The organism is Pseudomonas sp. TE21394 (genome assembly GCF_054057835.1).
This window is the reverse complement of the sequence record NZ_JBSRZR010000001.1, coordinates 1,363,555-1,384,049: the sequence shown is the minus strand read 5'-3', so window position 1 is coordinate 1,384,049 and position 20,495 is coordinate 1,363,555. Positions and strand designations below refer to the sequence as shown.

28 protein-coding genes are annotated in these 20,495 nt (G+C 58.8%); 26 read left to right on the top strand and 2 right to left on the bottom strand.

The genetic code is table 11. From position 1 onward, the window contains the following. Positions 1-11 precede the first annotated feature (11 nt). From rpsC to bfr, 23 genes are all read left to right on the top strand, one after another. A complete protein-coding gene (gene rpsC, locus ACVWZT_RS06490; RefSeq protein WP_003255481.1) occupies positions 12-698 on the top strand; it encodes a 30S ribosomal protein S3 in 687 nt (228 codons plus the stop codon). A 12-nt stretch (positions 699-710) separates the two neighbouring features. After that, positions 711-1,124 (top strand): 50S ribosomal protein L16, encoded by a 414-nt coding sequence (gene rplP / locus ACVWZT_RS06485; protein ID WP_003255479.1) that lies wholly within the window; start codon positions 711-713, stop codon positions 1,122-1,124. Further along, positions 1,124-1,315 (top strand): 50S ribosomal protein L29, encoded by a 192-nt coding sequence (gene rpmC / locus ACVWZT_RS06480; RefSeq protein ID WP_002555481.1) that lies wholly within the window; start codon positions 1,124-1,126, stop codon positions 1,313-1,315. The genes rplP and rpmC overlap by 1 nt, the downstream gene beginning before the upstream one ends. Positions 1,316-1,317: 2 nt before the next feature. Beyond that, positions 1,318-1,584: a 30S ribosomal protein S17 gene (gene rpsQ, locus ACVWZT_RS06475; protein ID WP_008089812.1), complete on the top strand. Its 267-nt coding sequence runs from the start codon at positions 1,318-1,320 to the stop codon at positions 1,582-1,584. Positions 1,585-1,607: 23 nt separating this feature from the next. Further along, the gene (rplN, locus tag ACVWZT_RS06470; protein WP_002555479.1) at positions 1,608-1,976 is read left to right on the top strand and encodes a 50S ribosomal protein L14; all 369 of its coding nucleotides are present in this window, start codon (positions 1,608-1,610) and stop codon (positions 1,974-1,976) included. Positions 1,977-1,987: 11 nt separating this feature from the next. Next, positions 1,988-2,302 carry a 50S ribosomal protein L24 gene (rplX, locus tag ACVWZT_RS06465; RefSeq protein ID WP_013970637.1) on the top strand — a complete coding sequence of 105 codons (315 nt, stop codon included), beginning with the start codon at positions 1,988-1,990 and terminating at the stop codon, positions 2,300-2,302. 20 nt (positions 2,303-2,322) lie between these two features. Beyond that, positions 2,323-2,862, top strand: a complete 540-nt coding sequence (gene rplE, locus ACVWZT_RS06460) for a 50S ribosomal protein L5 (RefSeq protein WP_003257095.1) — start codon at positions 2,323-2,325, stop codon at positions 2,860-2,862. Positions 2,863-2,875: 13 nt separating this feature from the next. Beyond that, positions 2,876-3,181 carry a 30S ribosomal protein S14 gene (gene rpsN / locus ACVWZT_RS06455; RefSeq protein WP_003255472.1) on the top strand — a complete coding sequence of 102 codons (306 nt, stop codon included), beginning with the start codon at positions 2,876-2,878 and terminating at the stop codon, positions 3,179-3,181. A 209-nt stretch (positions 3,182-3,390) separates the two neighbouring features. Continuing rightward, positions 3,391-3,783: a 30S ribosomal protein S8 gene (gene rpsH, locus ACVWZT_RS06450; protein ID WP_009681971.1), complete on the top strand. Its 393-nt coding sequence runs from the start codon at positions 3,391-3,393 to the stop codon at positions 3,781-3,783. A 12-nt stretch (positions 3,784-3,795) separates the two neighbouring features. Continuing rightward, positions 3,796-4,329, top strand: coding sequence for a 50S ribosomal protein L6 (rplF, locus tag ACVWZT_RS06445; protein WP_170027993.1), 534 nt, complete (start codon positions 3,796-3,798; stop codon positions 4,327-4,329). 10 nt (positions 4,330-4,339) lie between these two features. Beyond that, the gene (gene rplR, locus ACVWZT_RS06440; protein WP_009397496.1) at positions 4,340-4,690 is read left to right on the top strand and encodes a 50S ribosomal protein L18; all 351 of its coding nucleotides are present in this window, start codon (positions 4,340-4,342) and stop codon (positions 4,688-4,690) included. A 3-nt stretch (positions 4,691-4,693) separates the two neighbouring features. Beyond that, positions 4,694-5,194, top strand: coding sequence for a 30S ribosomal protein S5 (rpsE, locus tag ACVWZT_RS06435; protein WP_003255465.1), 501 nt, complete (start codon positions 4,694-4,696; stop codon positions 5,192-5,194). Positions 5,195-5,196: 2 nt separating this feature from the next. Beyond that, positions 5,197-5,373 (top strand): 50S ribosomal protein L30, encoded by a 177-nt coding sequence (rpmD, locus tag ACVWZT_RS06430; protein ID WP_028690238.1) that lies wholly within the window; start codon positions 5,197-5,199, stop codon positions 5,371-5,373. 3 nt (positions 5,374-5,376) lie between these two features. Beyond that, positions 5,377-5,811, top strand: a complete 435-nt coding sequence (gene rplO / locus ACVWZT_RS06425; RefSeq protein ID WP_170027994.1) for a 50S ribosomal protein L15 — start codon at positions 5,377-5,379, stop codon at positions 5,809-5,811. Further along, positions 5,812-7,143 (top strand): preprotein translocase subunit SecY, encoded by a 1,332-nt coding sequence (secY, locus tag ACVWZT_RS06420; protein ID WP_003257108.1) that lies wholly within the window; start codon positions 5,812-5,814, stop codon positions 7,141-7,143. A gap of 28 nt (positions 7,144-7,171) precedes the next feature. Continuing rightward, positions 7,172-7,288, top strand: coding sequence for a 50S ribosomal protein L36 (gene rpmJ / locus ACVWZT_RS06415; RefSeq protein ID WP_002555468.1), 117 nt, complete (start codon positions 7,172-7,174; stop codon positions 7,286-7,288). A gap of 131 nt (positions 7,289-7,419) precedes the next feature. Then, entirely contained in the window at positions 7,420-7,776 is a 357-nt protein-coding gene (gene rpsM, locus ACVWZT_RS06410) for a 30S ribosomal protein S13 (protein WP_003257112.1), read from the top strand. An 18-nt stretch (positions 7,777-7,794) separates the two neighbouring features. Next, positions 7,795-8,184: a 30S ribosomal protein S11 gene (gene rpsK, locus ACVWZT_RS06405; protein WP_003255454.1), complete on the top strand. Its 390-nt coding sequence runs from the start codon at positions 7,795-7,797 to the stop codon at positions 8,182-8,184. A 15-nt stretch (positions 8,185-8,199) separates the two neighbouring features. Further along, positions 8,200-8,820, top strand: a complete 621-nt coding sequence (gene rpsD / locus ACVWZT_RS06400; protein WP_087503320.1) for a 30S ribosomal protein S4 — start codon at positions 8,200-8,202, stop codon at positions 8,818-8,820. 22 nt (positions 8,821-8,842) lie between these two features. Continuing rightward, positions 8,843-9,844 carry a DNA-directed RNA polymerase subunit alpha gene (locus ACVWZT_RS06395; RefSeq protein ID WP_003255452.1) on the top strand — a complete coding sequence of 334 codons (1,002 nt, stop codon included), beginning with the start codon at positions 8,843-8,845 and terminating at the stop codon, positions 9,842-9,844. 42 nt (positions 9,845-9,886) lie between these two features. Continuing rightward, positions 9,887-10,273: a 50S ribosomal protein L17 gene (rplQ, locus tag ACVWZT_RS06390; protein WP_003255451.1), complete on the top strand. Its 387-nt coding sequence runs from the start codon at positions 9,887-9,889 to the stop codon at positions 10,271-10,273. A 172-nt stretch (positions 10,274-10,445) separates the two neighbouring features. Then, positions 10,446-11,885 carry a catalase gene (locus tag ACVWZT_RS06385; RefSeq protein ID WP_457468657.1) on the top strand — a complete coding sequence of 480 codons (1,440 nt, stop codon included), beginning with the start codon at positions 10,446-10,448 and terminating at the stop codon, positions 11,883-11,885. A 163-nt stretch (positions 11,886-12,048) separates the two neighbouring features. After that, a complete protein-coding gene (gene bfr, locus ACVWZT_RS06380; protein WP_084857331.1) occupies positions 12,049-12,513 on the top strand; it encodes a bacterioferritin in 465 nt (154 codons plus the stop codon). 32 nt (positions 12,514-12,545) lie between these two features. Here the strand turns inward: bfr and uvrA are convergent, their stop codons facing one another. Beyond that, the gene (gene uvrA / locus ACVWZT_RS06375) at positions 12,546-15,380 is read right to left on the bottom strand and encodes an excinuclease ABC subunit UvrA (RefSeq protein ID WP_296235458.1); all 2,835 of its coding nucleotides are present in this window, start codon (positions 15,378-15,380) and stop codon (positions 12,546-12,548) included. 129 nt (positions 15,381-15,509) lie between these two features. Here uvrA and ACVWZT_RS06370 point away from each other — a divergent pair, with 129 nt between their 5' ends. After that, positions 15,510-16,904, top strand: a complete 1,395-nt coding sequence (locus tag ACVWZT_RS06370; RefSeq protein WP_457468655.1) for an MFS transporter — start codon at positions 15,510-15,512, stop codon at positions 16,902-16,904. A 9-nt stretch (positions 16,905-16,913) separates the two neighbouring features. Then, positions 16,914-17,453: a single-stranded DNA-binding protein gene (locus ACVWZT_RS06365; protein WP_170027998.1), complete on the top strand. Its 540-nt coding sequence runs from the start codon at positions 16,914-16,916 to the stop codon at positions 17,451-17,453. Positions 17,454-17,624: 171 nt separating this feature from the next. Here the strand turns inward: ACVWZT_RS06365 and ACVWZT_RS06360 are convergent, their stop codons facing one another. Then, positions 17,625-19,025, bottom strand: a complete 1,401-nt coding sequence (locus tag ACVWZT_RS06360) for an aminotransferase-like domain-containing protein (protein WP_457468654.1) — start codon at positions 19,023-19,025, stop codon at positions 17,625-17,627. 443 nt (positions 19,026-19,468) lie between these two features. On the opposite strand from ACVWZT_RS06360, the gene ACVWZT_RS06355 reads away from it, so the two are divergent. Continuing rightward, the gene (locus ACVWZT_RS06355) at positions 19,469-20,494 is read left to right on the top strand and encodes a TauD/TfdA family dioxygenase (RefSeq protein WP_296235461.1); all 1,026 of its coding nucleotides are present in this window, start codon (positions 19,469-19,471) and stop codon (positions 20,492-20,494) included. Position 20,495 lies beyond the last annotated feature (1 nt).

The following is a 20,495-nucleotide window of genomic DNA, read 5'->3' as shown; positions in this document are numbered from 1 at the left end:
GAGTCGATCAGATGGGTCAGAAAGTACATCCCACTGGCATTCGCCTGGGAATCGTCAAGGAGCACACCTCCGTCTGGTACGCAGACGGTGCTACTTACGCAGATTACCTGTTGAAGGATCTGAAAACGCGTGAGTACCTCCAGGACAAACTAAAAAGCGCGTCCGTAAGCCGTATCGATATTCATCGTCCGGCTCAAACTGCACGCATCACCATCCACACCGCTCGTCCCGGTATCGTTATCGGCAAGAAAGGTGAAGATGTCGAGAAGCTGCGTCAGGACCTGACCAAGCAGATGGGTGTGCCTGTGCACATCAACATCGAAGAGATCCGCAAGCCGGAACTCGACGCCATGCTGGTTGCGCAGAGCGTAGCTCAGCAGCTGGAACGCCGCGTAATGTTCCGTCGCGCCATGAAGCGCGCCGTACAGAACGCCATGCGTATTGGTGCCAAGGGCATCAAGATCCAGGTGAGCGGTCGTCTCGGCGGTGCTGAGATTGCTCGTACCGAGTGGTATCGCGAAGGTCGTGTGCCTCTGCACACCCTGCGTGCCGATATCGACTACAACACCTACGAAGCTCACACCACTTACGGTGTGATCGGTGTGAAGGTTTGGATCTTCAAAGGCGAAGTGATTGGTGGTCGCCAAGAAGAACTGAAACCACAAGCACCAGCGCCTCGTAAAAAAGCTGCTAAGTAAGGGGTACGCCAAATGTTGCAACCAAAGCGTACAAAATTCCGCAAGCAGATGACTGGCCACAACCGTGGTCTGGCACTGCGCGGTAGCAAAGTCAGCTTCGGCGAGTTCGCCCTGAAAGCTGTTGCTCGCGGTCGCCTCACCGCTCGCCAGATCGAGTCCGCACGTCGTGCGCTGACCCGTCACGTTAAGCGTGGCGGCAAGATCTGGATCCGTGTGTTCCCGGACAAGCCGATCTCCAAGAAGCCTCTCGAGGTTCGTATGGGTAAAGGTAAGGGCTCCGTGGAATACTGGGTTGCCCAGATTCAGCCAGGCAAAGTCCTGTATGAAATCGAAGGTGTTTCTGAAGAGCTGGCGCGCGAAGCTTTCGCCCTGGCTGCTGCAAAGCTGCCTCTCGCCACCTCCTTTGTTAAGCGGACGGTGATGTGATGAAAGCGAATGAACTTCGTGAAAAATCGGCACAGCAACTGAATGAGCAACTGCTCGGCTTGCTGCGCGACCAGTTCAATCTGCGTATGCAGAAAGCAACTGGCCAGTTGGGGCAGTCGCACCTGCTCTCGCAAGTTAAGCGTGACATCGCTCGCGTGAAAACTGTGCTCAACCAGCAGGCAGGTAAGTGATCATGGCTGAAGCTGAAAAAACCGTCCGTACGCTGACTGGCCGTGTCGTCAGCGACAAAATGGACAAGACCATCACCGTTCTGATCGAGCGTCGCGTAAAGCACCCGATCTACGGTAAATACGTTAAGCGTTCGACTAAGCTGCACGCGCACGACGAATCCAACCAGTGCAAGATCGGCGACAAGGTTTCCATCCGTGAAACCCGTCCGCTGGCCAAGACCAAGTCCTGGGCACTGGTTGAAGTCCTCGAACGCGCTGTTGAAGTCTAAGGGCTAAGGGTCGGAGAAATTTTATGATTCAGACTCAATCCATGCTCGATGTGGCCGATAACAGCGGCGCTCGTCGCGTCATGTGCATCAAGGTACTCGGCGGTTCGCACCGCCGTTACGCCGGCATCGGTGACATCATCAAAGTAACCGTCAAGGAAGCAATTCCGCGCGGCAAGGTCAAGAAAGGCCAGGTGATGACCGCTGTTGTCGTCCGCACCCGTCACGGTGTTCGTCGCGCCGACGGTTCCATCATTCGTTTCGACGGCAACGCTGCTGTTCTGCTGAACAACAAGCAAGAGCCGATCGGCACTCGCATCTTCGGGCCAGTGACCCGTGAGCTTCGTACCGAGAAGTTCATGAAGATCGTCTCGCTCGCCCCTGAAGTGCTGTAAGGAGATCCGACATGCAAAAGATTCGTCGTGACGACGAGATCATCGTGATCGCCGGCAAAGACAAGGGTAAGCGCGGTAAGGTGCTGAAGGTTCTGGCTGATAACCGTCTGGTTGTTGGTGGTGTGAACCTGGTCAAGCGTCATACCAAGCCTAACCCGATGGCGGGCGTACAGGGCGGTATCGTCGAGAAAGAAGCGCCTCTGCACGCTTCCAACGTTGCCATCTTCAACGGCGAAACCAACAAGGCTGACCGCGTTGGTTTCAAAGTAGAAGACGGTAAAAAAATTCGTGTCTTCAAGTCGACCCAAAAAGCGGTTGATGCTTGAACACTGCTAGGTAGAAGACCATGGCACGACTGAAAGAGATTTACCGGAACGAAATCGCTCCTAAGCTTAAGGAAGAACTTAAGCTGTCGAACGTGATGGAAGTTCCGCGCGTTACCAAGATCACCCTGAACATGGGTCTGGGCGAAGCGATCGGCGACAAGAAAGTCATCGAGCACGCTGTTGCCGACCTGGAAAAGATCACCGGTCAAAAGCCGGTCGTGACTTTCGCTCGTAAATCCATCGCGGGCTTCAAAGTCCGTGAGGGCTGGCCGATCGGCGTCAAGGTGACCCTGCGTCGCGACAAGATGTACGAATTCCTGGACCGCCTGCTGGCGATCTCCCTGCCTCGGGTACGCGACTTCCGCGGCCTGAATGCCAAGTCCTTCGATGGCCGTGGCAACTACAGCATGGGCGTGAAAGAGCAGATCATCTTCCCGGAAATCGATTACGACAAGATCGATGCTCTGCGCGGTTTGGACATCACCCTGACCACCACTGCTCGTTCGGATGACGAAGGCCGCGCTCTGCTGCGTGCTTTCAAGTTCCCGTTCCGCAACTGATTGGAGTAGGAAAATGGCCAAGAAGAGCATGAAAAACCGCGAGCTGAAGCGTCAGCTCACGGTAGCCAAGTTCGCTAAGAAGCGTGCTGAGCTGAAAGCGACCATCGTCAACCTGAACGCTTCTCCTGAAGAGCGTTTCGCTGCCGTTGTCGCTCTGCAGAAGCAGCCACGTGACGCTAGCGCTTCGCGCCTGCGCAACCGTTGCCGCCTGACCGGTCGTCCTCACGGTGTATACCGTAAGTTCGGCCTGGGCCGTAACATGCTGCGTCAAGCTGCAATGCGCGGTGACGTACCGGGTCTGGTCAAGGCCTCCTGGTAATCGCTGCCGGTGTGATCCCGGTGGAAGGGGGGTAATCTTCCGACCGCCGGTGACCTCGCCAACAAACAAGCCCCTATATGGGGCTTGTTTCGTTTCTGCCTTGTGTCTAGAATGACCGGCTCACCTGAGCCTGGGTTTTTTGCCCTGCCTGCTCGGGTGGTTGTGATAGCCGCAAGGCTAATAATTCTTGTATCAGGAGCATCTAGCCCATGAGTATGCAGGACCCGTTAGCGGACATGCTAACTCGCATCCGTAATGCCCAGATGGCTGAAAAGTCCGTCGTAAGCATGCCTTCCTCCACCCTGAAGGTCGCGGTTGCCAAAGTTCTGAAGGACGAAGGTTACATCGCTGGCTACCAGGTAACTGGTGAGGCCAAGCCTTCCCTGTCGATCGAACTGAAGTACTTCGAAGGCCGTCCGGTCATCGAGGAGCTGAAGCGCTCCAGCCGTCCAGGCCTGCGCCAGTACAAGTCCGTCGCAGAGCTGCCGAAAGTACGTGGCGGCCTGGGCGTGTCTATCGTCTCCACCAACAAAGGTGTGATGACTGATCGCGCTGCGCGCGCTGCCGGTGTCGGCGGCGAAGTTCTGTGCACAGTGTTCTAAGGGGAGATAGGCATGTCTCGCGTCGCTAAGAACCCCGTTAAGCTGCCAGCAGGCGTCGAAGTCAAATTCGCCGGCCAGCAGCTTTCGGTGAAGGGTGCCAAAGGCACTCTCGAACTGAACGTTCACTCGTCTGTTGAAGTTACCGAAGAAGCTGGTGAGCTGCGTTTCGCTGCTCGCAACGGTGACCAGCAAGCTCGCGCCATGGCCGGTACCACCCGCGCTCTGGTGAACAACATGGTCCAGGGCGTAAGCCAAGGCTTCGAGCGCAAGCTCCAGCTGATCGGTGTTGGTTACAAGGCACAGGCCAAGGGCACCGTCCTCAACCTGGCTCTGGGCTTCTCGCACCCAGTGGACTACGAACTGCCAGCCGGTATCACCGCTGAAACCCCAAGCCAGACCGACATCCTGATCAAGGGTATCGACAAGCAGCTGGTGGGTCAGGTGGCCGCTGAAATCCGCGACTTCCGTCCGCCAGAGCCTTACAAAGGCAAGGGTGTGCGTTACGCGGACGAAGTAGTCCGTCGTAAAGAAGCCAAGAAGAAGTAGGGCCTAGCAAATGACCGACAAAAAAGTTACTCGACTGCGTCGCGCTCGCAAAGCACGCCTCAAGATGCACGAACTCGAAGTCGTGCGCCTGTGCGTGTTCCGCTCCTCGCAGCACATCTACGCCCAGGTCATTTCGGCCGACGGCAGCAAGGTTCTGGCAAGCGCCTCGACCTTGGACAAAGAACTGCGTGATGGCGCCACTGGCAACATCGACGCGGCCACTAAGGTTGGCAAGCTGGTAGCTGAGCGTGCGAAAGCCGCCGGTGTATCTCAAGTTGCCTTTGACCGTTCCGGCTTCAAGTACCACGGCCGCGTCAAGGCGCTGGCTGATGCTGCTCGTGAAGGCGGGCTGGAGTTCTAAGTTATGGCAAATAACGATCAAAAGCGCGACGAAGGCTACATCGAGAAGCTGGTTCAAGTTAACCGCGTTGCCAAAACCGTAAAAGGCGGCCGTATCTTCACCTTCACCGCGCTGACCGTGGTAGGTGATGGCAAAGGTCGTGTTGGCTTCGGCCGTGGCAAGTCGCGCGAAGTACCTGCCGCGATCCAGAAGGCTATGGAAGCTGCTCGCCGCAACATGATCCAGGTAGACCTGAAGGGCACCACCCTGCAGTACGCCACCAAGGCTGCCCACGGCGCCTCGAAGGTTTACATGCAGCCTGCTTCGGAAGGTACCGGTATCATCGCCGGTGGCGCAATGCGTGCTGTCCTGGAAGTTGCTGGTGTTCAGAACGTTCTGGCCAAGTGCTACGGTTCGACCAACCCTGTGAACGTGGTTTACGCCACCTTCAAGGGTCTGAAAGCCATGCAATCTCCTGAATCCATTGCTGCCAAGCGCGGCAAGAGCGTTGAGGAGATCTTCTGATCATGGCAACCGTAAAAGTAACGCTGATCAAGAGCACTGCCGGCCGTCTGCCTAACCACAAACTGTGCGTTAAAGGCCTGGGTCTGCGTCGCATCGGTCACACTGTAGAAGTCCAGGATACTCCCGAGAACCGCGGGATGATCAACAAGGCTTACTACATGCTGAAGGTCGAGGGTTAATCGATGAAACTCAATGATCTGAGTCCAGCGCCGGGTTCCCGTCGCGAGAAGCATCGTCCGGGTCGTGGTATCGGTAGCGGTTTGGGCAAGACTGGTGGCCGTGGTCACAAAGGTCAGACCTCCCGTTCCGGTGGCACCATCGCTCCGGGCTTCGAAGGCGGTCAACAGCCGCTGCACCGTCGTCTGCCGAAGTTCGGCTTCGTATCCCTGAAGGCCATGGACCGCGCTGAAGTGCGTCTGTCCGAGCTGGCCAAGGTGGAAGGCGACGTGATCTCCGTGCAATCCCTGAAGGATGCCAACGTGATCGGCCAGAACGTACAGCGCGTGAAAATCATGCTGTCTGGCGAAGTCACTCGCGCAGTCACCATCAAGGGTATCGCAGCCACCAAGGGTGCGCGTGCGGCTATCGAAGCAGCTGGCGGCAAGTTCGAGGAATAAATGGCTAAGCAAGGTGCTCTCTCTTCGCTCGGTAAGGGCGGGATGTCGGAACTCTGGGCTCGTCTGCGCTTTCTGTTCATGGCGATCATCGTCTATCGGATAGGTGCGCATATCCCGGTTCCTGGCATCAATCCAGACCGTCTGGCGGATCTGTTTCGGCAGAATGAGGGGACCATTCTTAGCTTGTTCAACATGTTTTCCGGCGGCGCGCTCGAGCGCATGAGCATCTTTGCGCTGGGGATCATGCCGTACATCTCGGCATCGATCATCATGCAACTGATGACGGCGGTCAGCCCGCAGCTGGAGCAGTTGAAGAAGGAAGGTGAAGCTGGCCGTCGCAAGATCAGCCAGTACACCCGCTACGGCACCGTTATCCTGGCACTGGTTCAAGCCATTGGCATGTCCATTGGCCTGGCCAACCAGGGCGTGGCGTTTTCTGTAGGCCTGGGCTTCCATGTCGTTGCTGTCTCCACCTTCGTGGCAGGCGCGATGTTCATGATGTGGCTGGGCGAGCAGATCACCGAGCGCGGTGTGGGCAACGGTATCTCGATGTTGATTTTCGCAGGTATCGTTGCCGGTCTTCCGAGAGCAATCGGGCAGTCTTTCGAGTCTGCACGCACAGGCGATATCAATATTTTCGCCCTGGTCGCTATCGGTTTGCTGGCAGTAGCGATTATCGGCTTCGTGGTGTTCATTGAGCGTGGTCAGCGTCGTATCGCCGTTCACTACGCCAAGCGTCAGCAGGGCCGCAAGGTCTTCGCTGCGCAGACCAGCCACCTGCCGCTGAAGGTGAACATGGCCGGGGTTATCCCAGCCATTTTCGCGAGCAGCATTCTGCTGTTCCCGGCTTCGCTGGGTGCCTGGTTCGGTCAGTCCGAAGGTATGGGCTGGCTGCAGGACATCTCGCAGTCGATCGCTCCTGGTCAGCCGTTGAACATTCTGCTGTTTAGTGCAGGGATCATTTTCTTCTGCTTCTTCTACACAGCTTTGATGTTCAACCCGAAAGACGTAGCGGAAAACCTGAAGAAGTCCGGTGCCTTTATTCCGGGTATCCGTCCTGGTGAGCAGTCGGCGCGCTACATTGATGGCGTTCTGACCCGTCTGACCATGTTCGGTGCTCTTTACATGATGGCCGTCTGCCTTCTGCCCCAGTTCCTGGTGGTGGCAGCAAATGTGCCGTTCTACCTTGGCGGGACCTCGTTGCTGATTGTGGTGGTGGTTGTGATGGACTTCATGTCCCAAGTACAATCGCACCTCGTTTCGCACCAGTACGAATCCCTGATGAAGAAAGCCAACCTGAAAGGCTATGGTGGCAGCGGTCTGCTGCGCTGATACGCCCCTAAGGTTCGAGGAGTCGGTAATGAAAGTTCGTGCATCGGTGAAAAAGCTGTGCCGTAACTGCAAGATCATCCGTCGCGAAGGCGTCGTACGAGTGATCTGCAGCGCGGAACCGCGTCACAAACAGCGCCAAGGCTGAGTGTGATCTGCGCTTCAAACCCAGCAGCTAGTGTGCTGCTGGGTTGATTATTCGTTTCTACAGCGATATTATCTCGCGCCCTATTTCTTGGCTTCCGGGGCGTAGGTAGCTGTCAATTGGAGTCCCACTGAATGGCCCGTATTGCAGGCGTCAACATTCCAGATAACAAGCATGCTGTTATCTCGCTGACCTACATCTATGGTGTCGGTCGCACTACTGCACAGAAGATCTGTGCAGACGCTGGTGTAAACCCAGCCGCTAAGATCAAGGATCTGAGCGACGAGCAAATCGAAACCCTGCGTGGCGAAGTCGCGAAGTTCACCACCGAAGGTGACCTGCGTCGTGACATCAACATGAAGATCAAGCGCTTGATGGACCTGGGTTGCTACCGCGGCCTGCGCCATCGTAAAGGTCTGCCGGTTCGCGGTCAGCGCACCAAGACCAACGCACGCACCCGTAAGGGCCCGCGTAAGCCGATCCGCAAGTAATCGCCCAGGAATATAGACATGGCAAAACCTGCTGCTCGTCCTCGTAAGAAAGTCAAAAAGACAGTGGTTGATGGCATCGCCCACATCCATGCCTCTTTCAACAACACCATCGTGACCATCACCGACCGTCAGGGCAACGCTTTGTCCTGGGCGACCTCCGGTGGTTCGGGTTTCCGTGGTTCGCGCAAATCCACCCCGTTCGCAGCCCAGATCGCTGCTGAGCGTGCTGGTCAAGCTGCGCTGGAATACGGTCTGAAGAACCTCGACGTAAACGTCAAGGGTCCAGGTCCAGGTCGTGAGTCCGCCGTTCGTGCACTGAACAGCTGCGGCTACAAGATCGCCAGCATCACCGACGTGACGCCAATCCCGCACAACGGGTGCCGTCCGCCGAAGAAGCGTCGCGTGTAATCAGGAGACAGATAAATGGCACGTTACATTGGTCCAAAATGCAAACTGTCTCGCCGTGAAGGCACTGACCTGTTCCTGAAGAGCGGCGTTCGCGCTCTGGAATCGAAGTGCAACATCGAAGCAGCCCCAGGTATCCACGGCCAGCGCCGTGGCCGTCAGTCCGACTACGGTACCCAGCTGCGCGAGAAGCAAAAAGTTCGTCGTATCTATGGTGTTCTGGAGCGTCAGTTCCGCGGTTACTACCAGGCTGCAGCCTCGAAAAAAGGCGCAACCGGTGAGAACCTGCTGCAACTGCTCGAGTGCCGTCTGGATAACGTCGTCTACCGTATGGGCTTCGGTTCGACTCGCGCCGAATCCCGTCAGCTGGTTTCGCACAAAGCGATCAGCGTCAACGGTAAGACTGTGAACATTCCATCCTACCAAGTTCGTCCGGGTGACGTGGTCGCGGTTCGCGAGAAGTCGTCGAACCAGCTGCGCATTGTTCAAGCCCTTGAACTGTGCGCCCAGCGTGGCCGCGTTGAGTGGGTTGATGTGGATGCTGCTAAAAAGTCGGGCGTTTTCAAGAACGTTCCTGCTCGCAGCGACCTGTCTGCCGACATCAACGAGAACCTGATTGTCGAGCTCTACTCCAAGTAAGGGCTAGAAAATAGGTGCATCCATGCAGATTTCGGTAAATGAGTTCCTGACTCCCCGCCACATTGATGTGCAGGTAGTCAGTCCGACCCGCGCCAAGATCACGCTCGAGCCTCTCGAGCGTGGTTTCGGCCATACCCTGGGCAACGCGCTGCGCCGCATCCTGTTGTCCTCCATGCCTGGCTGTGCAGTAGTCGAGGCCGAGATCGATGGCGTACTCCACGAGTACTCCGCGATCGAAGGTGTACAGGAAGACGTCATTGAAATCCTGTTGAACCTGAAAGGCCTGGCTATCAAGCTGCACGGTCGTGACGAAGTTACGCTGACCTTGTCGAAAAAGGGTTCGGGGGTGGTTACCGCTGCCGATATTCAGCTGGATCACGATGTCGAGATCGTCAACCCCGATCACGTAATCGCGAACCTGGCGTCGAACGGCGCCCTGAACATGAAGCTCACCGTAGCTCGTGGTCGTGGTTACGAGCCGGCCGACTCCCGTCAAACCGACGAAGACGAAAGCCGTAGCATTGGCCGTCTGCAGCTGGACGCTTCGTTCAGCCCGGTGCGTCGTATCGCCTATGTGGTCGAGAACGCCCGTGTTGAACAGCGTACCAACCTGGACAAGCTGGTCATTGATCTGGAAACCAACGGCACCCTGGACCCTGAAGAGGCTATCCGCCGCGCCGCGACCATCCTGCAACAGCAGCTGGCCGCGTTCGTCGACCTCAAAGGTGACAGCGAGCCTGTCGTAGTCGAGCAGGAAGACGAGATCGATCCGATCCTGCTGCGTCCGGTTGACGACCTGGAACTGACTGTACGTTCGGCCAACTGCCTCAAGGCGGAGAACATCTACTACATCGGCGACCTGATTCAGCGTACCGAAGTAGAGCTGTTGAAGACTCCTAACCTGGGCAAGAAGTCCCTGACTGAAATCAAGGACGTGCTGGCCTCTCGTGGTCTGTCTCTCGGCATGCGCCTCGACAACTGGCCGCCTGCAAGTCTTAAGAAAGACGACAAGGCGACCGCCTGATCGTCGTAATCACCGAACGTAGTGTTTGGTAAGGAATGAATCATGCGTCATCGTAAAAGTGGACGTCACCTGAGCCGTACCAGCTCTCACCGCAAGGCTATGTTCCAGAACATGGCAGTGTCGCTGATCGAGCACGAGCTGATCAAAACCACCCTGCCGAAAGCCAAGGAACTGCGCCGCGTTGCCGAGCCGCTGATCACCCTGGCCAAGGAAGACAGCGTAGCTAACCGCCGTCTGGCCTTCGACCGTACCCGTTCGAAGTCCGCTGTTGGCAAGCTGTTCAACGACCTGGGCAAGCGTTATGCCACCCGTCAGGGCGGCTACCTGCGCATCCTGAAGTGCGGTTTCCGCGCTGGCGACAACGCGCCTATGGCGTATGTCGAGCTGGTTGATCGTCCGGTCGGCGGTGCTGTAGAAGCTGCTGAGTAAGACGTTCTGTCTGCTACAAGGAACCGGGCCTAGTGCCCGGTTTTTTGTTTCTAAATGTATTGTCAATTTCTATTGATGTAAGACATTTAATGAATTTGTTCCTGTAACGATGCTCGTCGATACTCTCTCCAAAGCCGGTCACCCGGCGCTTGAAGACCGATATGGAGAGCCCATGAGCAAGATTCTGACCACCGCCAGCGGTGCCCCTGTAGCCGACAACCAGAATTCCCGTTCCGCCGGCCCCCGTGGTCCGCTGTTGCTCGACGACTTTCACCTGATCGAGAAACTTGCTCATTTCAACCGGGAGAACATCCCGGAGCGGCGCGTACACGCCAAGGGTTCGGGCGCCTACGGCACCTTTACCGTTACCCGCGATATTACTGGTTACACCAGTGCCAAGCTGTTTGAACAAGTCGGCAAGCAGACCGAGACTTTCCTGCGCTTTTCCACCGTAGGTGGTGAGCGTGGCTCTGCAGATACCGAGCGCGATCCGCGTGGCTTTGCCGTGAAGTTCTACACCGAGGAAGGCAACTGGGACATCGTGGGCAACAATACGCCGGTGTTTTTCATCCGCGACCCGCTGAAGTTCCCCGACTTCATCCACACGCAGAAGCGCCACCCGCAGACCAACCTGAAAAATGCGCAAATGATGTGGGACTTCTGGTCGCACTCCCCCGAGGCACTGCACCAGGTCACCATCCTGTTCTCTGACCGCGGCATTCCGGATGGTTATCGCCACATGCATGGCTTTGGCAGCCATACCTACAGCCTGATCAATGCCGCGGGGCAACGTACCTGGGTCAAATGGCATTTCAAGACCCAGCAAGGGATCAAGAACCTGGCTCCGGCAGATGCCGCACGCCTGGCCGGTACTGATCCGGATTACGCCCAGCGCGATCTCTACGAGGCCATCGAGCGCGGCGATTACCCGCGTTGGACGGTATGTATCCAGGTGATGAGCGAAGCCGAGGCTGCCAGACGTGAAGAGAACCCCTTCGATGTGACCAAGACCTGGTCGCAAAAGGACTATCCGCTGATCGAGGTGGGTGTGCTTGAACTCAACCGCAACCCGCTGAACTACTTCGCCGAAGTCGAGCAGGCTGCCTTTGGCCCAAGCAACATGGTGCCGGGTGTTGGTCTGTCGCCAGACCGCATGCTGCAAGGTCGTGTATTCGCCTACGCTGATGCGCACCGCTACCGGGTGGGTACCAACCATCAGCAATTGCCAGTGAACGCGCCGCGTTGCCCGGTCAACAGCTATCAGCGCGATGGCTCGATGGCGACCGGCAACTACGGTAGCGCGCCGAACTATGAGCCCAACAGCTACAGCGAGGCGCCAAAGCAATCGCCACGGCATGCTGAGCCAGCCCTGGCTCTGGAAGGGGCGGCCGGCCGCTACGACCACCGTGAGGACAGCGATTACTACAGCCACGCCGGTGCTCTGTTCCGTCTCATGGGCGATGAACAGAAAGCCCTGCTGATCAACAACATCGCCGGGGCCATGGCCGGGGTAAGCCGGGACGTGATCCAGCGCCAGCTGCAGTACTTCTTCAAGGCCGATCCGGCCTACGGTGAAGGAGTGGCCAAGGCTCTGGGCATCGAGCTTGCCTGAGTCGAAGTGATAAGAAGAACCGCCCTCATTTGGGCGGTTTTTCAATGAATATCACTACTGTTTAGCCGTTTTTTTGCTTGTTATTGCGCATTTCTCAGTGACCGCAGGCAAAAGCTGGTTCACACTATGTGGCATAGACGTTTTCACATGGAGAAACAGGGCGATGCAAGGCCACCCGGACGTAATCAACTATCTCGTCACGCTGTTGAAGGGCGAACTGGCTGCGCGCGACCAGTACTTCATTCACTCGCGTATGTACGAAGATTGGGGCCTGTCCAAGCTCTACGAGCGCATCAATCACGAGATGGAAGAAGAGACGCAACATGCCGACGCCCTGATGCGGCGTATCCTCATGCTCGAAGGCACACCGGACATGCGCGCGGACGATCTGGAGGTAGGCAGCACCGTACCGGAAATGATCGAGGCGGATCTCAAGCTCGAGTACAAGGTGCGCGCTGCGCTGTGCAAAGGCATCGAACTGTGCGAGTTGCACAAGGATTACGTCAGCCGCGACATCCTGCGCGCGCAGTTGGCCGATACCGAAGAAGATCACACCTACTGGCTGGAAAAGCAGCAGGGGTTGATCAAAGCCATTGGCCTCGAGAACTACCTGCAGTCGCAGATGTAATATTCCGGGGGCGCCGCGCGCCCCCGGTTCCCTCAAGCCCGATCCCGCTCCAGAAGCGGTTTCAGGTAATGCCCGGTATAGGACTGCTTCATTTCGCTCAGTTCTTCCGGCGTACCGCAGGCAATGATCTGCCCGCCTTTCGAACCTCCCTCTGGTCCCAGGTCCACCAGCCAGTCCGCAGTCTTGATCACGTCCAGGTTGTGCTCGATCACCACCACGGTATTGCCGTGGTCGCGCAGGCGATGGAGCACGTCCAGCAACTGCTGGATATCGGCAAAATGCAGGCCCGTGGTCGGCTCGTCGAGGATGTAGAGGGTCTTGCCGGTGTCACGCTTGGACAGCTCGCGCGACAGTTTCACCCGCTGTGCCTCGCCACCCGACAGCGTAGTCGCCGACTGCCCCAGCTTGATGTAGGACAACCCCACGTCCATCAAGGTCTGCAGCTTGCGCGCCAGCGCCGGAACTGCGTCGAAGAACTCGCGTGCATCCTCGATGGTCATTTCCAGCACTTCGTGGATGTTCTTGCCCTTGTACTTGATTTCCAGCGTTTCGCGGTTGTATCGCTTGCTCTTGCACACGTCGCAGGGCACGTAGATGTCCGGCAGGAAGTGCATCTCCACCTTGATCAGGCCGTCGCCCTGGCAGGCTTCGCAACGGCCGCCCTTGACGTTGAACGAGAAACGTCCGGGGCCATAACCGCGTGAGCGCGATTCCGGAACGCCAGCGAACAACTCGCGGATCGGCGTGAAAATGCCGGTGTAGGTTGCCGGGTTCGAACGTGGGGTACGGCCAATCGGGCTCTGGTCGATATCTACTACCTTGTCCAGGTGTTGCAGGCCATCCATGCTGCTGTGCGGCGCAGCCTCCAGGCTGCTCGCGCCATTCAGGGCGGTGGCGGCCAGTGGGAACAAGGTATTGTTGATGAGCGTCGACTTGCCCGAGCCGGATACCCCGGTCACGCAGGTCAGCAAGCCGATCGGGATTTCCAGGTCGACGTTCTGCAGGTTGTTGCCACGTGCGCCCTTGAGCTTGAGTTGCAGCTTCTTGTTGCGCGGCGTGCGCTTGGCCGGCACGACGATCTTCTTGCGCCCGGACAGGTACTTGCCAGTCAGCGAGTCGGGGTGAGCCATGACATCCTGCGGCGTGCCTTCGGCGACGATCTTGCCGCCATGCACGCCGGCGCCCGGGCCGATGTCCACGACGTAGTCGGCCAGGCGGATGGCGTCCTCGTCGTGTTCCACCACGATCACCGTGTTGCCGAGGTCGCGCAGGTGGTTGAGTGTGGCCAGCAGGCGGTCGTTGTCACGTTGATGAAGGCCGATGGACGGCTCATCAAGGATATACATCACCCCCACCAGGCCGGCGCCGATCTGGCTGGCCAGGCGAATACGCTGTGCCTCGCCACCGGAGAGGGTGTCGGCGCTGCGGTCGAGGGTGAGATAGTCGAGGCCCACGTTGACCAGGAACTGCAGGCGTTCGCAGATTTCCTTGAGGATCTTCGCGGCGATTTCGCCACGGCGACCGGTCAGGGTCAGGTCGCCGAAGTAGTTGCTGGCTTCACCGATCGGCAGGTTGGTCACTGCCGGCAGGGTCTTTTCGCCCACCCAAACATGGCGCGCTTCGCGGCGCAGGCGAGTGCCGCGGCAATCCGGGCAGGGCTGGGTGCCGAGGAACTTGGCCAGCTCTTCACGCACGGTAGCCGACTCGGTTTCGCGATAGCGCCGTTCGAGGTTTGGCACGATGCCTTCGAAGGGGTGCGAGCGCTTGACGATATCACCCCGGTCGTTGAGGTACTTGAAGTCGACACTCTGCTTGCCACTGCCCTGCAGAATTACCTTCTGGTGTTCGGCCGAGAGCTCGCCGAACGGCTCCTCCAGGCTGAAGCCATAATGCGCGGCCAGCGAGCCCAGCATCTGGAAGTAGTAAACGTTGCGCCGGTCCCAGCCGCGGATCGCGCCTTCGGCCAGGGTGAGCTCGGCGTTGACCAGGCGCTTGGTGTCGAAGAACTGCTTGACCCCCAGGCCATCACAGGTCGGGCAGGCGCCGGCAGGGTTGTTGAAGGAGAACAGCTTCGGTTCCAGCTCGCTGATGGCATGGCCGCAGACCGGGCAGGCGAAGCGTGCGGAGAAAATGATTTCTTCGCCAGGTTCGTCATCCATCGGCGCCACGAGGGCGATGCCATCGGCCAGCTTGAGTGCAGTCTCGAACGACTCGGCCAGGCGTTGCTGCAGGTCGCTGCGCACCTTGAAGCGGTCGACTACCACGTCGATGCTGTGCTTCTTCTGCTTGTCCAGCTTGGGAAGCTCATCGAGTTCGTAGAGCTTGCCGTTGACCCGTGCCCGGACGAAGCCCTGGGCGCGCAGTTCGTCGAACACCGCCAGATGCTCGCCCTTGCGCTCACGCACCACCGGGGCCAGCAGCATCAGCTTGCTGCCTTCCGGGCGCTCCAGCACCAAGTCGACCATCTGGCTGATCGTTTGCGCCTCCAGCGGGATATCGTGGTCCGGGCAGCGTGGGGTCCCGACGCGGGCATACAACAGACGCAGGTAGTCGTAGATTTCGGTGATGGTGCCGACCGTGGAACGGGGGTTGTGCGAGGTCGACTTCTGCTCGATGGAAATGGCCGGCGACAGGCCTTCGATGGTGTCGACGTCGGGCTTTTCCATCATCGACAGGAACTGCCGGGCATAGGCCGACAGCGATTCCACATAGCGACGCTGGCCTTCGGCGTAGAGGGTGTCGAATGCCAGGGATGACTTGCCCGAACCGGACAGGCCGGTGATCACGATCAGCTTGTCCCGGGGCAGGGTCAGGTCAATGTTCTTCAGGTTGTGGGTGCGTGCCCCACGAATCAGGATCTTGTCCACTGCGGCCTCGCTCGGCGGGCATAAACAAGGAAGTATACGGCGCGCTGCCAGTACGCGGCAAAGCGTCGCGTAGATGCCGTCAAGCTGTCGGACTGATAGAATCGCCGCCGGTTCACACGAGATTAATCCATGCACGACACCCACAACGAACGCATGAGTGGCGGCGAAACCCGCGCCGCTGGCGGCCTGGCCCTGGTCTTTGCCTTTCGTATGCTGGGCATGTTCATGGTCTTGCCGGTGCTGGCCACCTACGGCATGGACCTGGCCGGTGCCACACCTGCATTGATCGGCCTGGCCATTGGTGCCTATGGCCTCACCCAGGCCGTATTGCAGATTCCGTTCGGCATGATTTCCGACCGCATCGGCCGCCGGCCGGTGATTTACCTGGGGTTGGTCATCTTTGCCCTGGGTAGTGTCCTGGCGGCCCAGGCCGACTCCATCTGGGGGGTGATCGCCGGACGTATCCTGCAGGGCGCCGGGGCGATTTCCGCTGCGGTCATGGCACTGCTGTCCGACCTTACCCGCGAGCAACACCGAACCAAGGCCATGGCCATGATCGGCATGAGCATCGGCCTGTCGTTTGCCGTTGCCATGGTCGTCGGCCCGTTACTGACAAGTGCCTTTGGCTTGTCAGGATTATTCCTGGCTACGGCAGGACTTGCCTTGGTAGGTATCCTGCTGATCGCCTTTGTCGTGCCCAACACCCACAGCATCCTGCAGCACCGCGAGTCGGGGGTGGCTCGCCAGGCGATCGGCCCGACCCTGCGCCACCCGGACCTGCTGCGCCTGGACGCCAGCATTTTCATCCTGCATGCCATCCTCATGGCCAGCTTCGTCGCGCTGCCCCTTGCCTTCGTCGAGCGCGGCGGCCTGCCGAAGGAGCAGCACTGGTGGGTGTACCTGACCGCGCTGTTCATCTCATTTTTTGCAATGGTCCCGTTCATCATCTATGGCGAAAAAAAGCGCAAGATGAAGCGCGTGCTGGCCGGTGCGGTGAGTGTCCTGCTGCTGACGGAGATATACTTCTGGGAGTGGGCTGACGGTTTGCGCGGACTGGTGGTTGGCACCGTGGTATTCTTTACTGCATTCAACCTGCTGGAGGCATCGCTGCCTTCGCTGGTGAGCAAGGTGTCGCCTGCAGGTGGCAAGGGAACGGCAATGGGGGTTTACTCCACCAGCCAGTTCCTCGGTGCCGCGCTGGGAGGAATCCTAGGTGGCTGGTTGTTCCAGCACGGCGGGCTGAACACGGTGTTCCTCGGTTGTGCGGTACTGTGTGCCATCTGGTTGGTCGTCGCCTTGCGCATGAACGAGCCACCTTATGTGACCAGCCTGCGCATGCCGCTGACGCCAGAGGCAGTCCGGGAAGCCGGCCTGACCGAACGTCTGATGGCCGTACCGGGCGTGACTGACGCCGTCGTGGTGGCAGAAGAAGCCGCCATCTATATCAAACTGGATACGAAAATTTTGGACCGTACGACCCTCGAGCGCCTGGTGAACCCGGCCTCTTCGGCGTGCGAAGCCTAGGAGAACGTTATGGCCCGTGGGGTTAACAAAGTCATTCTGGTCGGCACCTGTGGCCAGGATCCCGAAGTCCGCTACCTGCCCAACGGTAACGCCGTGACCAACCTGAGCCTGGCTACCAGCGAGCAGTGGACCGACAAGCAGTCGGGCCAGAAGGTCGAGCGTACCGAGTGGCACCGCGTGTCGCTGTTCGGCAAGGTTGCCGAAATCGCCGGCGAGTACCTGCGCAAGGGGTCGCAGTGCTACATCGAAGGCAAGCTGCAGACCCGCGAGTGGGAAAAAGACGGTATCAAGCGCTACACTACCGAGATCATCGTCGATATCAACGGCACCATGCAGCTGCTCGGCGGTCGTCCGCAGGGCCAGCAGCAGGGCGGTGACCCGTACAATCAAGCTGGCGGCAACTATGGCGGTGGCCAGCAGCAGTACAACCAGGCCCCACGCCAGCAGGCCCCGCGCCCGCAACAGGCTCCGCAGCGCCCGGCGCCGCAGCAGCCAGCACCGCAACCGGCGGCTGACTTCGACAGCTTCGATGACGATATTCCGTTCTGATCAGAGCCGTTAAGCAGCTGGAAAGACTAAAAACCCAAGGCAGTTGCCTTGGGTTTTTTTTCGAGCGAACCCGAGGCTTTAGGAAGAGCTAACCTTGAGTATCAGAGATTTCTGAAGTTCCTCTCTACTCCTGGTTGGGTAAATGACGCTGCAATGCCAATCTGGTCCAGTTCAATAAAACAACCGAGGTTCCGGTGAGTCCAGCAAGCTGACCAACTTGGTCAGGGCAAACCCCAGTTCTTCGCGCTTGGGGGCCATCAAGGCGATACGGACGCCGCAGGTGGCGTGGCTGCGTTCTGGCAGGAACTGGCTGCCGCTGACGACCGTGACGCCGTTGTTGCGCGCCAGGTTGGCGAATTCGTCGCTGGTCCACGGTTCCGGTAGTTCCAGCCAGATGTGGAAGCTGTTCGGCTGGCTGCGGATCTTGTACCTGCCAAGAATTTCCCGCGCCATTTGCTGGCGCGCTGCAGCTTCGTCCTGCTGTACCCGCACCAACTGGTCGGCCATGCCGCTGTTGATCAGGTTACTGGCCAGTTGCGCCATCAACGGGGATGGCATCCAGACGCTGCTGCGTACCATCGACGATAGCCGCGAAAGGGTTTGCGGTGGGGCGTACAGGTAGCCAATACGCAGCGCCGGCAGCACACTCTTGGACAGGCTGGTGAGGTACACCGAGCGCTCGGGCGCATAGGCGGCCACTGGCTGGTAGTCCGGTGCGGGCTCGAGGAAGCCGTAGATGTCGTCATCAACGATGAACAAATCGAACTCGCGGGCGATCTCGGCGATGGCCTGGCGCCGTGCGTGGGGCATGATCGAGTTGGTCGGGTTCTGGTGGGTGGTGACGCACACCAGCAGCGACGGGCGATGCTCCAGGCAGGCTGCGCGCAATGCTTCGGGAACAAGGCCGTACTCGTCCATGGCCACGCCGCGCAGGCGGCGACCCATGCTGTGGGCCAGGGAAATTATGCCTGGGTAGCAGAAAGATTCGCACAGCACCACATCACCGCTTTTCGACAGGCTGCTGATGGCCACCAGCAGGCCGTGTTGCGCCCCTGAAGTCAGCACCACCTGCTGCCAGCGCGCCTCGGGTAGCCAGCGCTGGATCCAGGCGGCACCGGCCTGCTTGTGGGTCGCGTGGCCGCCCTCGGTGACGTAATCGAGCACTTGCCCCAGGTCTGGCGAGGCGGCCAGCTCGTTTATGGCCCCGCGCAGCCAGTCGGTCATGTGGGCATCGTTGGGCTTGATGATCGACAAGTCGATCTGGCCGCTTTCACGCTGGGCGGTTGTGGGCTTCGATGGTGCGACCGGCACAGGGGCAGCGCCTTGCAGCTGCCGTTGCTGGAGTACGAACGTACCGCGACCGACTTCACCCACCACCAGGCCGCGCTTGGCGGCTTCGTCATAGGCGCGGCCGATGGTGCCGGGGGTCACGTTCAGGGCTTCGGCCAGGTCCTTGAGCGTCGGCAAGCGTTCGCCAGCCACCAGCCGGCCACTGCCAATGTCCTGCTCCAAGGCGTCGGCAATCATCAGGTAGACCGGCTGCGCCAGGTCGCTGTAGTGAGGAACCCACATAGAAATGGCACCAGAATCTGCGAGAACGCGGAAGCCTAGCACGAAAGGTCTGATGGAAGTAATTGTGTTTTCGTACGCGCAAATTGCACCGATTGATGCGGTTGGGGTTTGTCTGCTGCGATATTGGCTGAGCGTTCGCGAAGGCGCCCACCGCTTCTGAAGGGCAAGCGACGCTCGCCTCAACACACAGAAAACTTTTGAAATCAATAAGTTGATTGAGTCGATGCAATCAGCGAATTTTGCATTTGTGGAAATGAATTGAATCGACTCAAGTTTTCTAATTACAATTATTGAGTCGATGCAATGTGTAAAGACCTCCAGCGGCTTTCTGCGCTGCATCGCACAGCTGTGAACGGCTTCAAAAAAATACAACGTCAGCCGCCTCTGCCCGGCTTAGCACCACACCGACGGCCTCAAGCCAGCTCAACGGAATATCACTCGAAATGGAAAGCGCACACCTGCAACAAGGGGCCGAGCCTCAGACCTCATTGGAGATCCGCCTGCCCTGGGTCATCTCCAGCGCCTGGCAAACCCTGCTGAACAACACCCCGCTCGATTTCGAGACGAGCAAAGACCTTTATCCACAGCTCAAGGACCAGGCGCAGGAAGTACTGGGGAAGGCGCTGTGCCAACGTATCCGTAGCTTTGTCGAAGACCCGCACCTCACCGGCATGATCGTACGCAACTGCCCTCGCGACCGGGACATCCCGCCCACGCCTTATTCGGGAGTGCTCAGCCCACGCAGCACGCCCATTGCCTGCCTGGTCACCCTGACCATGCAGAGCCTGATGGGCATCAACCCGGTCGTGTACGAAGGGGAGAACGATGGCCGCCTGTTCCGCCATGTCATCCCGTCGCGCAATTCGTCCAGCCACAAGAGCTCCCACGGTTCGCGACTGCGATTTTCCTACCATGTGGATAACCCGGATCTGCCCCTGTCTTCAGAGCCACTCGGTAGCGCTTCCTGCTGCCCTGAGTACCTGTCGTTCTTCGGCATGCGCTGTGACCCACGCATCAGCACCACGCTGGTCAACCTCGATGCAGTGGTCCAGGCGCTGCCCGCATCGGTCGTGCGTGAGCTGTGCCTGCCGCAGTTCGAAATCCGCCGCCCGGACTCGTTTACCGGCAAACGCCGTTGCACCGCAGAGTTGCCCGTTCTGGCGCGTGGCCATGCGGGCGAATGGTTGTGCCGCTTCGACAGCGAGAACACCCACGGCCTGAACCTGCGTGCCGAGCAGGCCCTGGGCAGCCTGCGCAGCGTGCTGGAAACCCGCCGCTTCGATGAACCGCACCTGCTGCTGCCAGGCGATTTCATGATCTTCAAGAACCAGCGCGTGCTGCATGCCCGCGATGGCTTCGAGCCGCAGAACGATGGCGCCGACCGCTGGCTGTTGCGCCTGTTCGCAGTCAACGACCTGAACCGGGTGCACTTCGCCCGGGCTGACCATCTCTACGAAGTTCTTTCCTGAT

Bases quoted from the DNA above. Each gene is read 5' to 3' on its own strand.
- ACVWZT_RS06395 (WP_003255452.1), top strand. From the start codon at position 8,843: ATGCAGATTTCGGTAAATGAGTTCCTGACTCCCCGCCACATTGATGTG.
- rplF (WP_170027993.1), top strand. From the start codon at position 3,796: ATGTCTCGCGTCGCTAAGAACCCCGTTAAGCTGCCAGCAGGCGTCGAA.
- rplQ (WP_003255451.1), top strand. From the start codon at position 9,887: ATGCGTCATCGTAAAAGTGGACGTCACCTGAGCCGTACCAGCTCTCAC.
- rpsD (WP_087503320.1), top strand. From the start codon at position 8,200: ATGGCACGTTACATTGGTCCAAAATGCAAACTGTCTCGCCGTGAAGGC.
- rplR (WP_009397496.1), top strand. From the start codon at position 4,340: ATGACCGACAAAAAAGTTACTCGACTGCGTCGCGCTCGCAAAGCACGC.
- rpsN (WP_003255472.1), top strand. From the start codon at position 2,876: ATGGCCAAGAAGAGCATGAAAAACCGCGAGCTGAAGCGTCAGCTCACG.
- secY (WP_003257108.1), top strand. From the start codon at position 5,812: ATGGCTAAGCAAGGTGCTCTCTCTTCGCTCGGTAAGGGCGGGATGTCG.
- rplP (WP_003255479.1), top strand. From the start codon at position 711: ATGTTGCAACCAAAGCGTACAAAATTCCGCAAGCAGATGACTGGCCAC.
- rpsK (WP_003255454.1), top strand. From the start codon at position 7,795: ATGGCAAAACCTGCTGCTCGTCCTCGTAAGAAAGTCAAAAAGACAGTG.
- ACVWZT_RS06370 (WP_457468655.1), top strand. From the start codon at position 15,510: ATGCACGACACCCACAACGAACGCATGAGTGGCGGCGAAACCCGCGCC.
- rpsM (WP_003257112.1), top strand. From the start codon at position 7,420: ATGGCCCGTATTGCAGGCGTCAACATTCCAGATAACAAGCATGCTGTT.
- ACVWZT_RS06360 (WP_457468654.1), bottom strand. From the start codon at position 19,025: ATGTGGGTTCCTCACTACAGCGACCTGGCGCAGCCGGTCTACCTGATG.
- rpsQ (WP_008089812.1), top strand. From the start codon at position 1,318: ATGGCTGAAGCTGAAAAAACCGTCCGTACGCTGACTGGCCGTGTCGTC.
- rplE (WP_003257095.1), top strand. From the start codon at position 2,323: ATGGCACGACTGAAAGAGATTTACCGGAACGAAATCGCTCCTAAGCTT.
- rpsE (WP_003255465.1), top strand. From the start codon at position 4,694: ATGGCAAATAACGATCAAAAGCGCGACGAAGGCTACATCGAGAAGCTG.
- rpsC (WP_003255481.1), top strand. From the start codon at position 12: ATGGGTCAGAAAGTACATCCCACTGGCATTCGCCTGGGAATCGTCAAG.
- bfr (WP_084857331.1), top strand. From the start codon at position 12,049: ATGCAAGGCCACCCGGACGTAATCAACTATCTCGTCACGCTGTTGAAG.
- rplX (WP_013970637.1), top strand. From the start codon at position 1,988: ATGCAAAAGATTCGTCGTGACGACGAGATCATCGTGATCGCCGGCAAA.
- rpmD (WP_028690238.1), top strand. From the start codon at position 5,197: ATGGCAACCGTAAAAGTAACGCTGATCAAGAGCACTGCCGGCCGTCTG.
- ACVWZT_RS06355 (WP_296235461.1), top strand. From the start codon at position 19,469: ATGGAAAGCGCACACCTGCAACAAGGGGCCGAGCCTCAGACCTCATTG.
- rpmC (WP_002555481.1), top strand. From the start codon at position 1,124: ATGAAAGCGAATGAACTTCGTGAAAAATCGGCACAGCAACTGAATGAG.
- rplO (WP_170027994.1), top strand. From the start codon at position 5,377: ATGAAACTCAATGATCTGAGTCCAGCGCCGGGTTCCCGTCGCGAGAAG.
- rpmJ (WP_002555468.1), top strand. From the start codon at position 7,172: ATGAAAGTTCGTGCATCGGTGAAAAAGCTGTGCCGTAACTGCAAGATC.
- rpsH (WP_009681971.1), top strand. From the start codon at position 3,391: ATGAGTATGCAGGACCCGTTAGCGGACATGCTAACTCGCATCCGTAAT.
- ACVWZT_RS06385 (WP_457468657.1), top strand. From the start codon at position 10,446: ATGAGCAAGATTCTGACCACCGCCAGCGGTGCCCCTGTAGCCGACAAC.
- rplN (WP_002555479.1), top strand. From the start codon at position 1,608: ATGATTCAGACTCAATCCATGCTCGATGTGGCCGATAACAGCGGCGCT.
- ACVWZT_RS06365 (WP_170027998.1), top strand. From the start codon at position 16,914: ATGGCCCGTGGGGTTAACAAAGTCATTCTGGTCGGCACCTGTGGCCAG.